Below are 16,498 nucleotides of genomic sequence, written 5' to 3'. Positions count from 1 at the left end.
CGATCGGAGCGGCGCTCGGCGTGATGTCGGGCATGATGGCCATGATTCCGACCATATGGAATTCAGCTTATTTGTCTTAATTCAGATGATTTGCTTATAAATTGGCGATGGCGGTTACGCTGCGACAGATTCAGGCCTTCCTCGCCGTTGCCGAGCTGGGCACCTTCACCAAGGCGGCGGAGCGGTTGCACATGGCGCAACCGGCCTTGTCGCAACTGGTGCGTGAGCTGGAGCACGCCCTCGGGGTTCGTCTCTTCGACCGCACGACGCGCCGGGTCGAGCTGACCGAAGGCGGCCGGGAGTTCCAGGGCGCCTCGGCCAAGATCGTCCACGACCTCGAACTCGCCATCCAGAACGCCAACGACCTCGCCGAACGCAGGCGCGGCCGGATCACCGTGGCCGCCCCGCCGCTGCTCGCCGCTGCGATCCTGCCCGAGGCGATCGCGGAGATGCGCGAGCGCTACCCTGGTATCCAGATTGTCCTGATAGACGCACGCACGGACACGATCGTCGAAGCCGTCCGGATCGGCCGGGCCGATTGCGGCCTCGGAACCTTCGCAGCCGTGGAGGACGGCATCGAGCGCATCCCGATGGCGCGCGACAGCCTGATGTTGTTCTGCAGCCCCAGCAGCCGCTTCGCCACGGCGACGGTCGACTGGCGCGAGCTGCAAGGCGAACCGCTGATCACATTGACGCGCGACAGCGGCATCCGCCTCCTGGTCGAAGTCGCCTATGAGACGGTCGGAATGCCGCTGACGCCGGCCTATGAGGTCTCGCAGATCACCACGGCTCTGGCATTGGTCGAGGCACGCCTCGGCGTCGCCGTGCTGCCGACCTATGCACGCGCCGCGGCGCCGCATCGCAGGGTCATCGCCCGGCCGCTGTCCAATCCGACGATCGCGCGCGACATCGTCATGATCCGGCCCAGCGGCCGCTCGGTGACGCCTGCGCTCGCGACATTCGAGGCGCTGCTGCGGCGCTACGTCCAGCGCCTCACGCCAGCCGATGTCGATTGAGCCGGACTGGCGGCAACCCCTGCCCTAGCGGAGCCCAGTTCCCGCTACCGAAGGGCCGGCGCTCGACGCGTGCCCGACTGGAACTGCCCCTGCTGCAGCGGTGATCAGCTGCGCCGCCTTCTCGGCGATCATGACCGCCGGGGCATGGGTATTGCCGGAAACGATCGTCGGCATGATCGAGCAGTCGACGACGCGCAAGCCTTCGAGACCGTGTACGCGCAACTCGGGATCGACCACCGCCATCGCATCGGTGCCCATCTTGGCCGTGCCGACCGGGTGGAAGATCGTCGTCGCGATATCTCCTGCCGCCCGCGCCAGTTCCGCCGGCTCCTGGATCGCCACGCCGGGCTTCAGCTCCTCCGGCCGGTACGCGCGCAGCCGCTCCGTATGCATCAGCCGGCGTGCCGCAACGATGGAGGCTGCAGCGACCTCCCGGTCGCTTTCGGTCGAGAGATAGTTGGGCGCAATGCTGGGATGTTCCGACGGATCGGCCGAGGCGATCCGGACATGACCGCGCGAATCCGGCCTGAGATTGCAGACCGAGACCGTGATCGCCGGAAAGGCGTCGAGCGGCTGGCCGAAGCGCTCCAGCGATAGCGGCTGGACGTGGAACTCGATATTGGGCGTGGCGAAGCGTTCGTCGGAGCGCATGAAGATGCCGAGCTGGCTCGGCGCCATCGCCATCGGCCCGGAGCGACGCAGCGCATATTCGAGCGCGATGCCCATCTTGCCGCGCAGCGTCGCCTGCCGCTCGTTCAGCGTCGCCGCACCCGTGATCTTGAAGACCGTGCGGATCTGGAGATGGTCCTGCAGGTTCTCGCCGACCCCGGGCAATTCGTGGCGGACGGCGATGCCATGCTGCGACAGAAGTTCGCCGGAACCGACGCCGGAAAGCTGCAGCAACTGAGGGGTGCCGATCGCGCCGGCCGACAGGATCAATTCGCCGACGGCGTCGACCTCTACGGGCTCGCCATTGAGGCGCAGTTCGAGCCCGGTCGCGCGTTTGCCAGTGAAGAGGATGCGCTCGGCCTGCGCCTTGGTCAGCACGGTCAGGTTGCTGCGGCCGCGCACCGGGCTGAGGAAGGCCCGCACCGCATTGAAGCGGAAACCGGCCTTCTGGTTGACCTCGAAATAGGACGAGCCGAAATTGTCGCCGGCATTGAAGTCGTCGATCTTCGGCACGCCGATCTCCTCGGCCGCCTCGCGCACGGCATCGAGGATCGGCCAGGACAGGCGCTGGCGCTCGACATGCAGTTCGCCATCCCGGCCATGGAACGGCCCGTCGAGATTGTGGTGCCGCTCGGACTTGCGGAACAGCGGCAGCACCTCGTCCCAGCCCCAGCCGGGATTGCCGAGCTGGCGCCAGCCATCATAGTCGGCGGCCTGGCCGCGCATGTAGATCATGCCGTTGATCGAGGAGCAGCCGCCGAGCACCTTGCCGCGCGGATAGGCGAGCGAACGCCCGTTGAGACCCGGCTCCTGTGCCGTCTTGTAGCCCCAGTCGGTCCGGGGATTGCCCATGCAGTAGAGGTATCCGACGGGGATGTGGATCCAGTGATAATTGTCGGAACCGCCGGCCTCGAGCAGCAGCACGCGCTTGGTGGGATCGGCGCTGAGGCGATTGGCGAGCACGCAGCCCGCCGACCCGGCGCCAACGATGACATAGTCAAAAGACCCGAGATGGCGACGGACGCTCACGCGACCTCCGATCGATAACGCTGCCACTGTGCTGTCAGAGTCGTAGCAAGATCGGCGTAGAGTCGGTAGCGCGCATCGCTCAAGGTCCGATCTTGGCAGATCGGCACGAAGCTGCGCCTGGCCCTGACCATCTGCGCGACGCCGGCCTCGATATCCCTGAACAGGCCGGCCGCGACGCCGGCGGCGATGGCGGCGCCGAGCGCGCCGGTCTCCTCGCATTCGGCGACCGTGACCGGGACGCCGATGCCATCGGCGAACATCTGGCACCAGACCGTGCTACGCGAGCCGCCGCCGGAGAGGACCGCCCGCTCGAAGCTCACCCCGGCGGCACGCAGGCGGTCGACATGCCGGCGGTGCTCGAAGATCACGCCCTCATAGAGCGCGTGCAGCATCTCGGCCCGGCCATGCCAGCCAGCGAGCCCCAGGAAAGCGGCACGCGCCATGGGCTCAGGCCCGGAGCCGTAGAGGAAGGGGTGGAACAGCGGGCTGTCGGCGCTCGGCCTCACCGAGGCAACGAGCTCGTTGCAGCGCGCGAAGGCCCCCTCGCCGTGATCGCCGAGGATCTCGTGCACGAACCATTCGAGATTGACCGCCGAAGTCGCGCTGGATTCGACTGCGACATAGCGGTCCGGGCGCCAGGTGCAGGCGTGCAGGATGTGCTCGTCGACCAGCGGCGCATCGAGGATGATCTGGTTGATCCCCCAGGTCCCGACCACGATCGCCGCCTGCCCCGGCTGCGCCGCCCCGGCGCCGACAGCGCTGGCGATGATGTCGAAGAAGCCAGCGGCCACCGGCGTGCCGGCAGCGAGCCCGGTGCGCCGCGCTGCCGCCTCCGTGACGGTTCCGGCGATCGCGTCGGACTGCACCAGCGGCGGCAGCAGCTCTTTCGCGTCTGCAAGCCCGTAGCGCTCAAGCAGCTCGGCATCGTAGTCGCGTTCGGGCAGGCGCATCAGCCCGCAGCCGCTCATGTCGGAATAGTCGCTCACCAGCTTGCCGGTGAGCATGAGGGTCAGCGCGTCCTTGCACAAGAAGGCGGTGCCGACCTTGGTGTAGATCTCCGGCCGGTTGCGCTTGACCCAGGCGAGCAGCGTCGCCGTCTGCGAGGGCCAGGGCTTTTGCAGACAGAGCGGATAAAGCGCATCGCCTGTGCCATCCTCTCGCCACGCGGCCGCGAGTTCGGCGGCCCGGGTATCGAGCGACTGGATGCCCAGCAGCGGCCCGCTCTGCTTGTCGAGTAGATAAAGGCCATTGCCATGGCCGGCCGTGCCGACAGCTGCGACATCAGCGCCCTTCGCGCCGGCATCGCGCAGGCAGGCGGCGATCACCTCACCGGCATTGTCCCAGAGCTCGCCGATATCGCGCTCGACATGGCCCGGCTCCGGCTTGCTCGAGCGGCCATCGCGCGCTGCCTTGCCGACCACCTTGCCACTTCGATCGAACAGCACCGCCTTGACGACGGTGTTGCCGGCATCGAGGCCGAGAAGCAGCTCGGTCATTCGCCGCCCTCGTAGACCCGCCAGGCGGCCTCGTCGTCGATGCCGTCATGGATCATCGCCATCAGCGCCCTGACCACCCGGCTCGGCGATGCATGCTGATAGATGTTGCGGCCATAGACCATGCCATGCGCGCCCTGCCGCATCAGCGCGTACGAGTTGGCGAAGACCTGCCTGAGATCGGCCTTGCCGCCGCCGCGGACCAGCACCGGGCAGCGCGCCGCCTCGACGACGCGGCCGAAATCGGCCGGGTCGGTGGTCGGGTCGGCCTTGATGATGTCGGCGCCCATTTCGCGGGCGAGCCGCACCAGCGTGACGATCTTCTCGGCATCGCCATCGACAAGATAGCCGCCGCGCCCGCTATTGGGCTGCATCACCAAGGGTTCGATCATCAGCGGCATGCCGTAGCGCTCACAATCCTGTCGGACGCGGGCGATGTTCTCGACGCATTGCCGGAACAGCGCCGGCTCGTCCGGCAGCATGAACAGGTTGACCACCACGCAGGCGGCGTCGAGCTTCAAGGCCGGCACCACCGGGTCATGCGCATTCTGCAGCACCGCCCACATCTCGCGATGGCGCAGCGCATTATAGGGATTGCCCATGTCGATGCGCATCACCAGCGCCGGCTTGTCCTTGCCAGACCGTCCCTGCAGCAGGTCGGCCTGGCCGTAATTCATCTGGATCGCATCCGGCCCCGCCTGCGCCAGCACATCGACGATCCCGCCCATGTCCTCGAGCCCGCCGAGAAAGGACGGCTCGTTGCAGACGCCGTGGTCGATCGCGACGTCAAGACACCTGCCGTTGTGGAACAGCCGGTTCATGCGGACCTTCTTCGAATCGTACATCGCTACCCTTCCGATCTGCGTCGCGCCGGCGCAGCATTGCTTCGCTGACGCCGTGATTGTTGTTGAGTTCGGCGAACAGGGCAGCGCATTCGGCCGCCCGCCGGCGCTCATCCCAGCCCCGCGCCGCCGCCATGATCCCAGACAGTTCGATCACCGCGGCATGCGAAAGTTCGCCGGTGAAGGCGATGGTCAGACGGCGCAGAACGAGATCGGGCAGCGTCTCCGCCCGTTCCTCGTCAAGGATCCAGGCGATCTCGCCACGACCATGGGCCGGCAGCGAGATCAGGGCTTCGTCGCCGCGTCCGGCGAGCCTGTAGCCGAGTTCGTCGACCCGGGTGCCATAGCGCGCCAGCAGCCGCTCGGCCGCCTCGCGAGCCAATCCCGCCGCGCTCGCGACACGCGCGATCCAGGCCTGCCGGCGCTCGCCCGTGGGATAGTCGCGGCCGCCACCGATCGCGCTGTGCTCGGTCGCCACGCGGCGTGGGAGGCCCAGCCTGTTCAGAATCATGTCCGCGGCAGCAGCGCCGAAAGCGCGAAAGGTCGTCCATTTGCCACCGACCAGATTGAGCACCGGCCGGGCCGCGCCGGCGCCCGGATCGAGCCATTCGCAGCTATGGTCGCGCGAGATGCTGGCATTGAGATTGTGATCGCTGCGCGGCAATGGCCGCACGCCGGAGAAGCGGTAGATCACCTCGTCCTGCACAATCGGGATGTCCGGGAAGACTTCGGCGATCGAGGCGAGGATATAGGCGGCTTCGTCAGGCTCGCAGCGCACTCCGTCCGGCGTCTCGACGCTGATGTCGGTCGAACCCGCCAGCACCTGGCCGAGATGCCGGAACAGGATGCAGACGCGGCCCTCGCGATTGGCGAAGTAGATCATCGTCTCGCCGAGCGCCTCATAGAGTCGCCGGTTGGCGATGACGAGATGCGAACCCTTGGTGCCGCCGATCAGGCGCGGTGCTTTCCCGGCAAGCTCTTGATTAGTCAGGTCGATCCAGGCGCCGGTCGCGTTGACGACGATGCCGGCGTCGAGGGTGAAGCGCTCGCCGGTCAGGCCATCCTCGAGCTCGGCGCCGCCCGGCTCCAGCCCGACAAAGCCGAGATGGTTGAGCGCCAGCGCCTCGGGCGCGGCCTGCTCGCTGTCGAGGATGAGCTCGATGCCGAGCCGCTCGGGATGGCTGATCCTCGCATCGTAATAAAGCGCGCTGCCGACGATGTCGGAGCGCAGCGCCGGCCAGCGCCGCCGCGTCTCCCGGCCGCCGAAGAAACTGTGACGCGGGACGAAGCTGCCGCGGCCGGCGTAGAGATCGTAGAGGCAGAGCCCGAGCTTGATGATGAGGGCGCCACGCGCGCCGGCCGTTTCCTTTCCGCCGAGGAAGCGGCGCACGGCTCCGACCACGCCGGAGAAGCGGTCGACCACCGGGATCAGCGTCGGTAGCGAGCTGACGAGGTGGGGGGCGTTGGCCAGGAGCAGATTGCGCTCGCGCAGCGATTCCCTGACCAGCGCGAACTCGCCGTTCTCCATATAGCGCAGGCCGCCATGGATCATCCGCGACGGGGCGGAACTCGCCCCGCTCATGAAGTCACCGCGCTCGACCAGCACGACGTCAACGCCGTTCAGCGCCAGCTCGCGGAAGGTACCGATGCCATTGATGCCGCCGCCGATGACGAGCACCTGCACGCGCCCCTTGCGACGCAAGGCGCTGATCCGCTCTGCACGATCCTGGGCCATGATGGTCTCTGCGTTCGCTCAGCCCGCTGCCTTGCTGAGATGCCGCGCGATCGCCTCGCCGATGCGGCGCAATTCTTCGCTGGCGAGCGTGATCCTGCCGGCGCCGGCGTTCTCGACGGCCTGCGTCCGGTCGCGGGCACCGCAGAGCGCGTAGGTGATGCCGGGCTGGGCGATGGTCCAGGCGATCACCAGCTGCGCGATTGTGGCGTCATTGGCTTCGGCGATCGGACGGATCTCTGCGAGGAAGGCGGCGATGCGCGTCAGGCTTTCCGGCGAGAAGCGCGGATCGTCCTTGCGCAGGTCGTCGCCGGAGAAGACCCGCTCAGGACCGATCTTGCCGGAGAGCAGGCCGAGTGCCAGCGAGGAATAGCTCAGCGTCGCGACGTCATGCGCCCGGCAGATCGGCAGCAGCGTCGTCTCGATCTCGCGATCGAGCATGTTGTAGCGCTCCTGGATGGCGTCGACCGGGCCAATGGCGAGATAGGCCTTGAGCTCGTCGGAGCTGACATTGCTCACCCCGATCGCCCGGATCTTGCCCTGCTGCTTCAGCTCCAGCAGCGTGACCATGGTCTCGGCGACGGGCGTCGTCGGGTCCTGCCAATGGGTGATGTAGAGGTCGATATAGTCGGTGCGCAGGCGGCGAAGGCTCTGCTCGAGCTCATGCAGGATCGAGTCGCGCCCGAGATGGCGGTGGACCCGCTTGCCGTGCTCATCGAAGAAGTGGTTGCCCTTGTCGGTGTGCCAGACGAGGCCGCATTTCGTCGCCAGCACCACCTCGGATCGGCGGCCGGCGATGGCCTCACCGACGATCTCCTCGGATTTGCCGAGGCCATAGGCGGGGGCTGTGTCGATCAGGCTGACGCCGGCATCGAGCGAAGCGCGGATCGCCTCGACCGCCTTGGCCTCGTCGGTGCCGCCCCACATCCAGCCGCCCATGGCCCAGGTGCCGAGGCCAACGGCGCTCGCGCTCACCGCGCTTGTGCCCATCGGGCGCAGTTGCTGGCTAATTCCCATGGGATTTATCCTTCAGCACATCGAGGATCGCGTTGCCGGTGGCCTCGTCGGTCGCCAGCACGTCGAGGAAGCCGCCGCGCAGGGCACTCGCCGCCGGCACCGCCTTGCGGGCCCCCGCGCAGACACCGATCGCCAGCGGGATCGCCTTGAGCTCGTCCAGCGTCAGGCCGATCACGCGCTCGTTCAGCTTGTAGTCGCAGAGCCGTCCGCGGCGATCGAGCAGATGCGCGACGAGCTCGCCGGCCGCGCCGAGCCGCGACAATTCGCTCTCGGTGCCGGGGCTCGCCGCCCGCAGGCTGAGATAGGTCGAGCGATCGGCCAGGACCGAGCCGATGCCGGTCACAGCGATCGCGGCATCGCGCGCCCGGGCAAGCACCTCGCGCACCGACTGCAGCGAGAGCAATACATCTCGCTCCTCGCGCGAGGCCGCGAAGACCGGGGCATGGATCTGGAAGGCCTTGCCCTGCAGCTTGTGGGCGAGCTGCGCCGCCAGATGGTTCACATCGGTGAAGTATTCGCCCTGGATGCCGCCGGTCGCCGGGACGACGGTGACGTCATAGGCCCGGTTCGGCGCCAGCGCCTGGATCATTGCATCGACGCCGCGCCCGCCGGAGACGCAGATCGTGTCGCCATCCCGAAGGTTCGACAGCAGGTGTTCGGCCGCCGCCCGCCCCACCGTGGTCAGATTGACCTCTTCCTGGTCCGAGACCGTGGGCGTGACGATCGCCTCCTTCAGCCCGCCAGCCGCCGCGAGCGCCTCTTCGAGCGAGAACAGCGATTGCAGCGGCGAGCGCACGGAGATCTGCACATAGCCGCGCTCATGCCCCTCCTTGACCAGCCGGTTGACGGTCGGGTGCGAGAGGCCGGTGCGCTTGGCGATCTCGGCCTGGCTCAGGCCCTCGACGTAATGCATCACCAGCACGCGGTGGATCTTCCGCAGCCGCTCGAAATCGTCGTTGGAATGGGAGGCCATGACGAGCTCGTTCAGCGGGCGCGGACGGCGCCGACGGCGCGCTTGCGGGTGTGGAGGAGGTGGTCGATCGTGACCGCCGCGAGCAGGATCATTCCGCGGATCACGTCCTGCCAGACCGGCGGCACATCGAGCAGGGTCAGCGAGCTCGAGACCACCGAGAGCAGGGCGATGCCGAGGATCGCGCCCAGGATGGTGCCGGAACCGCCCTTGAGGCTGGCGCCGCCGATCACCGCCGCGGCGATGATGTTGAGCTCCATGCCGACGCCGAAGGTCGGCGGCGCAGCGCCGAAGCGCGCCATGTAGAGGACGCCGGCGACGCCGGAGAGGCTGGAGCACAGCACGATGCAGAAGAACTTCACCCGGTTGGTGCGGATGCCGGAATACTGCGCCGCCTTCTCGTTGCTGCCGGTATAGAACACCTTCCGGAACACGGTCGCCTTGCGCAGCAGGAGGTCGAAGACCACGACGACCGCCAGGAAGATCAGGATGACGACCGGCACGTCGTAGACCTGGGCGAAGCCGAGGAAGCGCAGGTCCAGCGGCACTGTGCCCTGGCCGATGAACTTGAAGCTCGGCGGCAGCGAGAACAGTGAAAGAGGCCTGCCGTCGGTGATCGCGAGGCAGAGGCCGCGCACGATCACCATGAAGGCGAGCGAGACGATGAAGGAGTGCAGGCCGATCAGCGTCACGAAGGAGGCCATCGCGACGCCAATGAAGGCGCTGGCGGCGATGCCGGCGAGGCTTGCCATCCAGGGATCGATGCCGGCAAGGAAGGCGGTACCGGCGACCACCATGGCGAAGCAGACGACCGAGCCGACCGAGAGGTCGATCGCACCGACGATCAGCAGGACCGTCATCCCGACCACGACGATGCCCTCGATCGAGAAGGACATCAGCATGGCGCGGAAGTTGCCCCAGCTCAGGAAATAGGGCGAGGCGAAGCTCATCGCGACGCAGAGCGCCAGGATGATCAGCACCAGCCCGAATTCGCGCATGCTGGCGATGTTGCGCCAGCTCCCGCCGGCAGCATCACGCGCCGCGACCGGTCGCAGCTCCTCGCCCGTTCCACTGGCCACGCTCATCTCTCGTCTCGCAGGGCAAATGCTTGAAAGCGTTCATCGCCGTTGCCGGCAGGCTCTAGCCCTCCCCCCTTGTGGGGGAGGGTTGGGAGGGGGGTGACTGGGTGAGCGGCGTCGCTTGCCTGCTCACGATCAGCCTCACAGCTGACTACCCCCCTCTCTAACTCTCCCCCACAAGGGGGGAGAGGACAGGTCGCGATCTTAAGCCCGGAGGCGAGCCGCATGATCGTTTCTTCGCTGAGACCATCGCCCGAAACCTCGCCGGCGATGCGGCCCTCGTGCACGACGAGAACCCGGTCGCACAGGCCGATCAGCTCCGGCAGCTCCGAGGAGATCGCGATGATGCCGGTGCCGCCCGTGGCGAGCTCGCGCAGGATGCGGTGGATCTCGGCCTTGGCGCCGACATCGACGCCGCGCGTCGGCTCGTCCAGGATGATCGCCTTTGGACAGACCGACAGGAGCTTGGCGAGCGCGACCTTCTGCTGGTTGCCACCGGACAGGGTCGACGTGGCATCGTCGAGCGAGCCGCGCTTCAGGCGCAGCTGGTCGGCGAGGCTCTTCGCCTGCGCCTGTTCCTTGGCCCGACTGACGAAGCCGGCGGCCGAGACGCGGTCGATGTCCAGCGCCGAGACGTTCATCGCGATCGGCAGATCGACGAAGACGCCGGCGCCCTTGCGATCCTCGGAGAGGTAGACGATGCCGTTGACGATGCTCTGCGCATAATTGCGCGGCGTGACCTCTCTGCCCTCGAACACGATCTTGCCCGAGGTCAGCCGGCTGAGGCCGCAGATGCCGAGCGCGATCTCAGTTCGGCCGGCGCCGATCAGGCCGGCGATGCCCAGTACCTCGCCGCGGCGCAGTTCAAAGGAAACGTCGCGGACACGGCCGCCGTCGCTGAGACCGTCGACCAACATCAGCACCGGCGCCGTGGCGCTGCCGGGATTCTTCGGCGGGAAGATGTCGTCGAGATGCCGGCCGACCATGCGCCGGACGATCTCCTCCTGCGTGGTTGCCGCGACCTCCTCGGTGCAGATATAGCGCCCGTCGCGCAGCACGCTGATGCGATCGCAATGGGCGAAGACCTCGGCCATGCGGTGGCTGATATAGATGATGCTGATGCCGCGCGCCTTGAGCTGCGCGATGATCTCGAACAGTTTGCCGGCTTCGCGCTCGGTTAGCGCCGCGGTCGGCTCGTCCAGGATCAGGATCGAGCAGTCGAGCGCCAGAGCCTTGGCGATCTCGACGATCTGCTGCTCGGAGATCGAGAGCTCGCCGACCAGCGCCTGCGGATCGATCTCGGCGAGCGAAGCGAGGATCTTCCCGGCGCGATCACGCAGCGCGCGGTAATCCATCAGCAGGGCACGCCGGTCGTTGGTCGCCGCCATCGAGATGTTCTCAGCGACCGAGATGTCCGGGCAGAGCGCGATCTCCTGATGCACCAGCCCGATGCCGAGCTCGTGCGCCTTCTGCGGCGAAGCGATCTCGACGGGCCGGCCACCGACCAGGATCTCGCCGCCATCGGGCCTGAGGATGCCGTCGATGATGTTCATCAGCGTCGACTTGCCGGCGCCGTTCTCACCCATCAGCGCATGCACCTCGCCCTTGCGCAGGCAAAAGCTGACGCCGTCGAGCGCACGCACCGGGCCGAAATTCTTGCTGACGCTGCGGACTTCGAGAGCGAGAGGCTGCATGGCACGGCTCGTCTGAGGGAGGATCGGCGGAGCATGGTAACGCTCCGCCGCGAGACGATTCAGGACTATTCCTTGATGCCCTTGGTGCCGCGGCGCTTCAGATAAGCGTCCCAATAGAAGTCGTCGGCATTCTCCTTGGTGACCACGGCGAAGCCGTTGTCGACGAAGGGCACTCCCATCGGATTGTAACCCGAGCGCTTGTTGTCGTTCATCGGGTCGATCAGCTCGGGATGGGCCGCCATGAACAGCAGCATGAAGCCCATATAGCCCTGCATGCCCTGGTTCGGGTTGATCGCGCCGAAAACCTGACCGCCCTTGATCATGTCGAGGATCTTGCCGTTCACGTCGGCGTTCATCACCTTGATCTTGCCGCCGAGCTCCTGCGCCGCCTGCGCCGCGCCGAGGGCGGAATTCGCCTCCGGCATGAACAGTGCGCCAAGATTGGGATTGGCCTGCGCCATGCTCAGCGCGGCATTGTAGGCCTTGGTCGGGTCCTGGTTCGAGGCGGCGCGCGCGACCAGCTTTATGCCCGGATGCTTCTCGCCCATCCGCTTGACGAAGGCGGCGACGCGCCGGTCGTGATTGTCCTGGCCGGGGTTTTCGAGAACGCCGTATTCGCCCTTGCCGCCCATCGCCTTGGCGATCACGTCCGCGGCATAGGAACCCTCGCGATCATTGTCGGAGGTGACGTAGGAGACGCGCTTGCTGTTCGGCGAGTCGGCCGCGAAGGTCACCACCGGCACGCCCGAGGCGACCGCCCGGTTGATCGGCTCGATGAACGGGTCCGAGTTCATCGGATGGACGAGGATGCCGGCCGGCTTCTTGGCCAGGATCTGGTCGAAGCTCGCGATCTGCTTGGTGACGTCGTATTCCGGCGTGCCGGTATAGGCGGTCTTGCAGCCGAGCGACTGCGCCGCCTGCTTGAACATCTCGTAGACGGGGAACCAGTATTCCACGCCCGAGACCATCACGTTCATGTAGTAGGTTTCGCCGTCCTTGCAGCGGAATTGCGCCGGGGTCTGCGCTGCCGCGCCATGTCCCAGAGCGAGCGACAGGCCGAGGCCCGTGGCGACCGTCGGCGTCAGAGTCCTGGCCAGTTCCTTGATGCGCATGTTTCCCCTCCAGAGGCTCGACGCCGGACCGATCTCCGGCGTCGTTGTGACCAGCTTGAAATTTATTTCATATACTGGTATCTATTTCTAATAGGGGTATGACGATGCCCGCGCAGTGTCAAGCACCGCGTCGCGACGAGGTTTCTGTGCGGGTCGAAGTCCTGGAATGGGCTCACGGCGGTCCGCCGATATCGCCGGATCACGCAGCAGGATCGGCCGCGACTACCCCCGGCGGCGAGCGCCCTCGCCTACTTCACCACGAAGCCGTGCGCGAACGGGTCGCGATCGTCGATGAAGATGGTGTTGTAGCCGGTCATGCGGGCCCAGCCGGCGATCGATGGGATGATCGCCTCGCGGTTCGCCACCGTCGTCGCAGCCTCGACCCGCCCCTTGAACAGCGAGCCGATGATCGATTCATGCACGAACTCGTCGCCGACCTTGAGCTTGCCCCTGGCGGCGAGCTGCGCCATCCGCGCCGAGGTGCCGGTGCCGCAGGGCGAGCGGTCGATCGCCTTATCCCCGTAGAACACGGCGTTGCGGGCATGGGCACCATCCTGCGTCGCCTTGCCGGTCCACTGGATGTGGGACAGGCCCTGGATCTCCGGATGCTCCGGATGGACGAACTCGTATTTGGCGTTCAGCGCCGCCCGCAGCTTCGGCGACCAGCCGATGAGCTCGCCGGCGGTATGATCGGCCATGTCCCGAAAATTCTTCTGCGGCTCGACGATCGCATAGAAATTGCCGCCATAGGCGACATCGACGACGATCTCGCCGAGGCCTTCGACCTCAGCTGTCAGGCCCTCGGCATGGAGGAAGCCCGGCACATTGGTGAGGCGGACCTCCTCGACGAAACGACCCTCCTGGCGATAGCTGATGTCGACCTTGCCGGCCGGCGCATCGATCGAGAGCCTGCCCGGTTCGCGCGGCGTGATCAGCCCGTTCTCGATGCCCATGGTAATGGTGCCGATCGTGCCGTGGCCGCACATCGGCAGGCAGCCTGAGGTCTCGATGAACAGCACGGCGACGTCGCAATCCGGCCGCGTCGGCGGGTAGAGGATCGAGCCCGACATCATGTCGTGGCCGCGCGGCTCGAACATCAGCCCGGTCCGGATCCAGTCGAACTCACGCAGGAAATGGGCGCGCTTCTCCAGCATGGTCGCGCCTTCGAGGCGCGGGCCGCCACCGGAGACCAGGCGAACCGGATTTCCGCAGGTATGACCGTCGATGCAGGAGAAGGTGTGGCTGGCCATGAATCAGAACCTTCCTGAGGCACTAGAGCATTTTCGAGCGAAGTGGACACCGGTTCGCGTGAAGAAAATGCGATCAAAACAAAGAGATAGAGCGTCTCCGCGATTCGAAGAAACGCGGAAGCGCTCTAAGCTTGCTTGAAATCCTGTCGGCTTTTTGAATACAGCATGTATGCAGATTTGCAACGAGCGAACAGGCGCCGTCATGAACGACACGACGATCCTCAGCATGGAGGCGCTGACGCGCCGGATCGAGGCGGTCTTCCGCAAGGGCGGATTGTCGCCGCAGCATGCGACCGCCCTCGCCCGCGTGATCGCAGCCGGCGAGCGTGACGGCTGCAAGTCACATGGAGTCTTCCGGGTCGAGGGCTGCCTGCGCACCATCAAGGCCGGCAAGGTCTCGACTGACGCCGAGCCCGCCTTGCATGATGACGGCTCGGCCGTGCTGCGCGTTTCGGCAGGCGGAGCCTTTTCCTGCGCCGGCTTCGAGCTGGGGGCGCCGGCGCTGGCCGAGCGAGCAAAACAACTCGGCCTCGCGGCGCTGGTAATCAACGACTGCACCCATTTCTCGGCGCTCTGGCCTGAGGTGGAGGCGCTCGCGGACATGGGCGTCGCCTCGCTGGCGATGTGCCCGAGCTACGCGACTGTCGCGCCTGCAGGCGGAACGAGCGCCCTGCTCGGCACCAATCCGCTCGCCTTCGGCTGGCCGCGCAAGCAGAGCCACCCTTACGTCTTCGATTTCGCCACCAGCGTCGCGGCCCGCGGCGAGATCGAATTGCATCGCCGCGCCGGCAAGCCCCTGCCCGCAGGCTGGGCTCTCGACTCCCAGGGCGAGCCGACCACCGATCCCACCGCCGCGCTCGCCGGGGCGATGCTGTCCTTCGGCGGGCACAAGGGCTCGGCGATCTCGACCATGATCGAATTGCTGGCCGGCGTGATGATCGGCGACCTGACCAGCCACGGCGCGCTCGATTTCCTGGGCACCACGACGCTGGCGCCGCAGCATGGCGAACTGATCCTGGCGTTCTCGCCCGAGCGCTTCGCCGCCGGCCGTCCCGGCGATCCGTTCGACCGGGCCGAGACGCTGTTCGAGGCGATCTCCGGCCAGGGCGCACGCCTGCCCTCGCAGCGCCGCTTCAAGGCCCGCGAGCACTCGCTGGCGGAGGGAATCGCCCTGAGCGCCGCCGAGATCGAGCAGTTGGACCGGCTGGAGGCGCTGGGGCTCGACGCGGTCGCCTGAGCAGCAACGATTGCGCCGCTCTTTCCCTTCTCCCCTTGCGGGAGAAGGTGGCCCGAAGGGCCGGATGAGGGGTCGCACAGGTCTGAAGAGTTTTGAGATGACACGCGCAAACGATCAGCGTCGCGCGACCCCTCACCCTAACCCTCTCCCGCAAGGGGAGAGGGGATAGCAGCCATCGTTAGGCGGCGCGCTTCTGCACGACGCCAGCCTGTTTCGACCATTGCGCATACCAGGCGTCGAACAGCTTGAGCTGCGCTTCGACATAGCCGCGCTGGCTCTCGCTCAGCGCATCGGTCGGGTTGAAGTGCAGCGCGTACTCGGCATCCCCCTTCAGCACCATCATGTGCTTGAAATAGAGGACGAGGTCCGGCCCCTCGTCGAAGGAGGAGAGCACGGCGAGCGCCGCCTCGAGCTCAAGCGCCAGCCGGCGCGCCTCGACATCGCCCTTCGCCGCCGCCTGGCTCAGGCTCACGAGGTGCAGCACCTCCTTCGGCAGCACGCAGCCGATACCGGTGATCGCACCGGTCGCGCCGCAGTTGACGAAGCCGTGGAAGACGCAGGTGTCGACGCCGATCATCAGCGAGACGTCATCGTCGCGGCTGGTGATGGTCTCGGCCGCATAGCGCATGTCGGCAGCGCCTCCGAACTCCTTGAAGCCGACTAGGTTGGGATGCTCGGCCCGCAGCGCGAAGAACAGGTCGGCGCGGGTTGAAAAGCCGTAGTAGGGACTGTTGTAGATCACCGCCGGCAGGTCGGGCGCGGCGGCGAGGATCGCCTTGAAATGGTGGCGCTGCGCCTCGACCACCGAGCCGCGCGAGAGCACCCGCGGGATCACCATCAGCCCCTTGGCGCCGACCTTCTGGGCATGGGCGGCATGGGCGACGGCTGAGGCCGTGTTGACCGCGCCGGTGCCGACGATCACCGGCACGCCGGCCTTCACCAGGGCCTCGACACCTTCCATGCGCAGCGCGTCGGTCAGCAGCGGCCAGTCACCCATCGAGCCGCAATAGACCACCGCCGACATGCCGGCCGCGATCAGCTCCTTGCCCTTGCGCACCAGCGCCTCGAAATCGGGGCTGCGGTCGTCCTTGGAGGGGGTCATCAGCGCCGGCATGCAGCCGGCAAAGATCTGGGCCTTCATCGCGCTCTCCTCAGACTGCGGTTCCGCGGCGGGGTGCCTCGCCGCGTTGCTTCACATTATAATACTCTTTGTATTTTATTTGTCGACAAAAAAATCGGACAGCTTGAAGCGTCCGGTACGCCGGGTGCTCACCCGCCCTTTCCAAGCACCGTCATTCCGGCCGCAGCGAAGTGGAGCGCCGGAATCCATCATAGAGCTCGGCGCCCTTCGATGGATT

13 protein-coding genes are annotated in these 16,498 nt (G+C 66.6%); 2 read left to right on the top strand and 11 right to left on the bottom strand.

What is annotated here, in order from left to right:
* Positions 1–107: 107 nt before the first annotated feature.
* Positions 108–1,016, top strand: coding sequence for a LysR family transcriptional regulator (locus ACSQ24_RS01075; RefSeq protein ID WP_436092899.1), 909 nt, complete (start codon positions 108–110; stop codon positions 1,014–1,016).
* 24 nt (positions 1,017–1,040) lie between these two features.
* Here the strand turns inward: ACSQ24_RS01075 and ACSQ24_RS01070 are convergent, their stop codons facing one another.
* The 10 genes from ACSQ24_RS01070 to ACSQ24_RS01025 all read right to left on the bottom strand — a co-directional run bounded on the left by ACSQ24_RS01070 (position 1,041) and on the right by ACSQ24_RS01025 (position 13,903).
* Complete coding sequence (locus tag ACSQ24_RS01070) at positions 1,041–2,714, bottom strand: GMC family oxidoreductase (protein WP_436092898.1); 1,674 nt, start codon at positions 2,712–2,714, stop codon at positions 1,041–1,043.
* Positions 2,711–4,210, bottom strand: coding sequence for an FGGY-family carbohydrate kinase (locus ACSQ24_RS01065; RefSeq protein WP_436092897.1), 1,500 nt, complete (start codon positions 4,208–4,210; stop codon positions 2,711–2,713). The genes ACSQ24_RS01070 and ACSQ24_RS01065 overlap by 4 nt, the downstream gene beginning before the upstream one ends.
* The gene (locus ACSQ24_RS01060; protein WP_436092896.1) at positions 4,207–5,052 is read right to left on the bottom strand and encodes a class I fructose-bisphosphate aldolase; all 846 of its coding nucleotides are present in this window, start codon (positions 5,050–5,052) and stop codon (positions 4,207–4,209) included. The genes ACSQ24_RS01065 and ACSQ24_RS01060 overlap by 4 nt, the downstream gene beginning before the upstream one ends.
* Complete coding sequence (locus ACSQ24_RS01055; protein ID WP_436092895.1) at positions 4,994–6,784, bottom strand: glycerol-3-phosphate dehydrogenase/oxidase; 1,791 nt, start codon at positions 6,782–6,784, stop codon at positions 4,994–4,996. Before ACSQ24_RS01055 ends, ACSQ24_RS01060 begins: the two co-directional genes overlap by 59 nt.
* Before the next feature lie 18 nt (positions 6,785–6,802).
* Positions 6,803–7,798, bottom strand: coding sequence for an aldo/keto reductase (locus tag ACSQ24_RS01050; RefSeq protein ID WP_436092894.1), 996 nt, complete (start codon positions 7,796–7,798; stop codon positions 6,803–6,805).
* A complete protein-coding gene (locus ACSQ24_RS01045) occupies positions 7,788–8,771 on the bottom strand; it encodes a sugar-binding transcriptional regulator (protein ID WP_436092893.1) in 984 nt (327 codons plus the stop codon). Before ACSQ24_RS01045 ends, ACSQ24_RS01050 begins: the two co-directional genes overlap by 11 nt.
* A gap of 11 nt (positions 8,772–8,782) precedes the next feature.
* Positions 8,783–9,766: an ABC transporter permease gene (locus ACSQ24_RS01040; protein ID WP_436097799.1), complete on the bottom strand. Its 984-nt coding sequence runs from the start codon at positions 9,764–9,766 to the stop codon at positions 8,783–8,785.
* 83 nt (positions 9,767–9,849) lie between these two features.
* Complete coding sequence (locus ACSQ24_RS01035; protein ID WP_436092892.1) at positions 9,850–11,541, bottom strand: sugar ABC transporter ATP-binding protein; 1,692 nt, start codon at positions 11,539–11,541, stop codon at positions 9,850–9,852.
* A 65-nt stretch (positions 11,542–11,606) separates the two neighbouring features.
* The gene (locus tag ACSQ24_RS01030) at positions 11,607–12,518 is read right to left on the bottom strand and encodes a substrate-binding domain-containing protein (RefSeq protein WP_436097798.1); all 912 of its coding nucleotides are present in this window, start codon (positions 12,516–12,518) and stop codon (positions 11,607–11,609) included.
* Between the two features lie 383 nt (positions 12,519–12,901).
* Complete coding sequence (locus tag ACSQ24_RS01025; RefSeq protein WP_436092891.1) at positions 12,902–13,903, bottom strand: 4-hydroxyproline epimerase; 1,002 nt, start codon at positions 13,901–13,903, stop codon at positions 12,902–12,904.
* Positions 13,904–14,105: 202 nt separating this feature from the next.
* Between ACSQ24_RS01025 and ACSQ24_RS01020 the strand changes: the two genes are divergently transcribed.
* Entirely contained in the window at positions 14,106–15,140 is a 1,035-nt protein-coding gene (locus ACSQ24_RS01020; RefSeq protein WP_436092890.1) for an Ldh family oxidoreductase, read from the top strand.
* A 178-nt stretch (positions 15,141–15,318) separates the two neighbouring features.
* Here ACSQ24_RS01020 and ACSQ24_RS01015 read toward each other — a convergent pair whose 3' ends face one another.
* Positions 15,319–16,281, bottom strand: coding sequence for a dihydrodipicolinate synthase family protein (locus ACSQ24_RS01015; RefSeq protein WP_436092889.1), 963 nt, complete (start codon positions 16,279–16,281; stop codon positions 15,319–15,321).
* Positions 16,282–16,498: the final 217 nt, after the last annotated feature.

The sequence above is a fragment of the Allobosea sp. LjRoot237 genome (assembly GCF_964253285.1).
GTDB lineage: Bacteria > Pseudomonadota > Alphaproteobacteria > Rhizobiales > Beijerinckiaceae > Allobosea.
The sequence above is the reverse complement of the archived record's forward strand: the minus strand, read 5'-3'. Positions and strand labels throughout refer to the sequence as shown.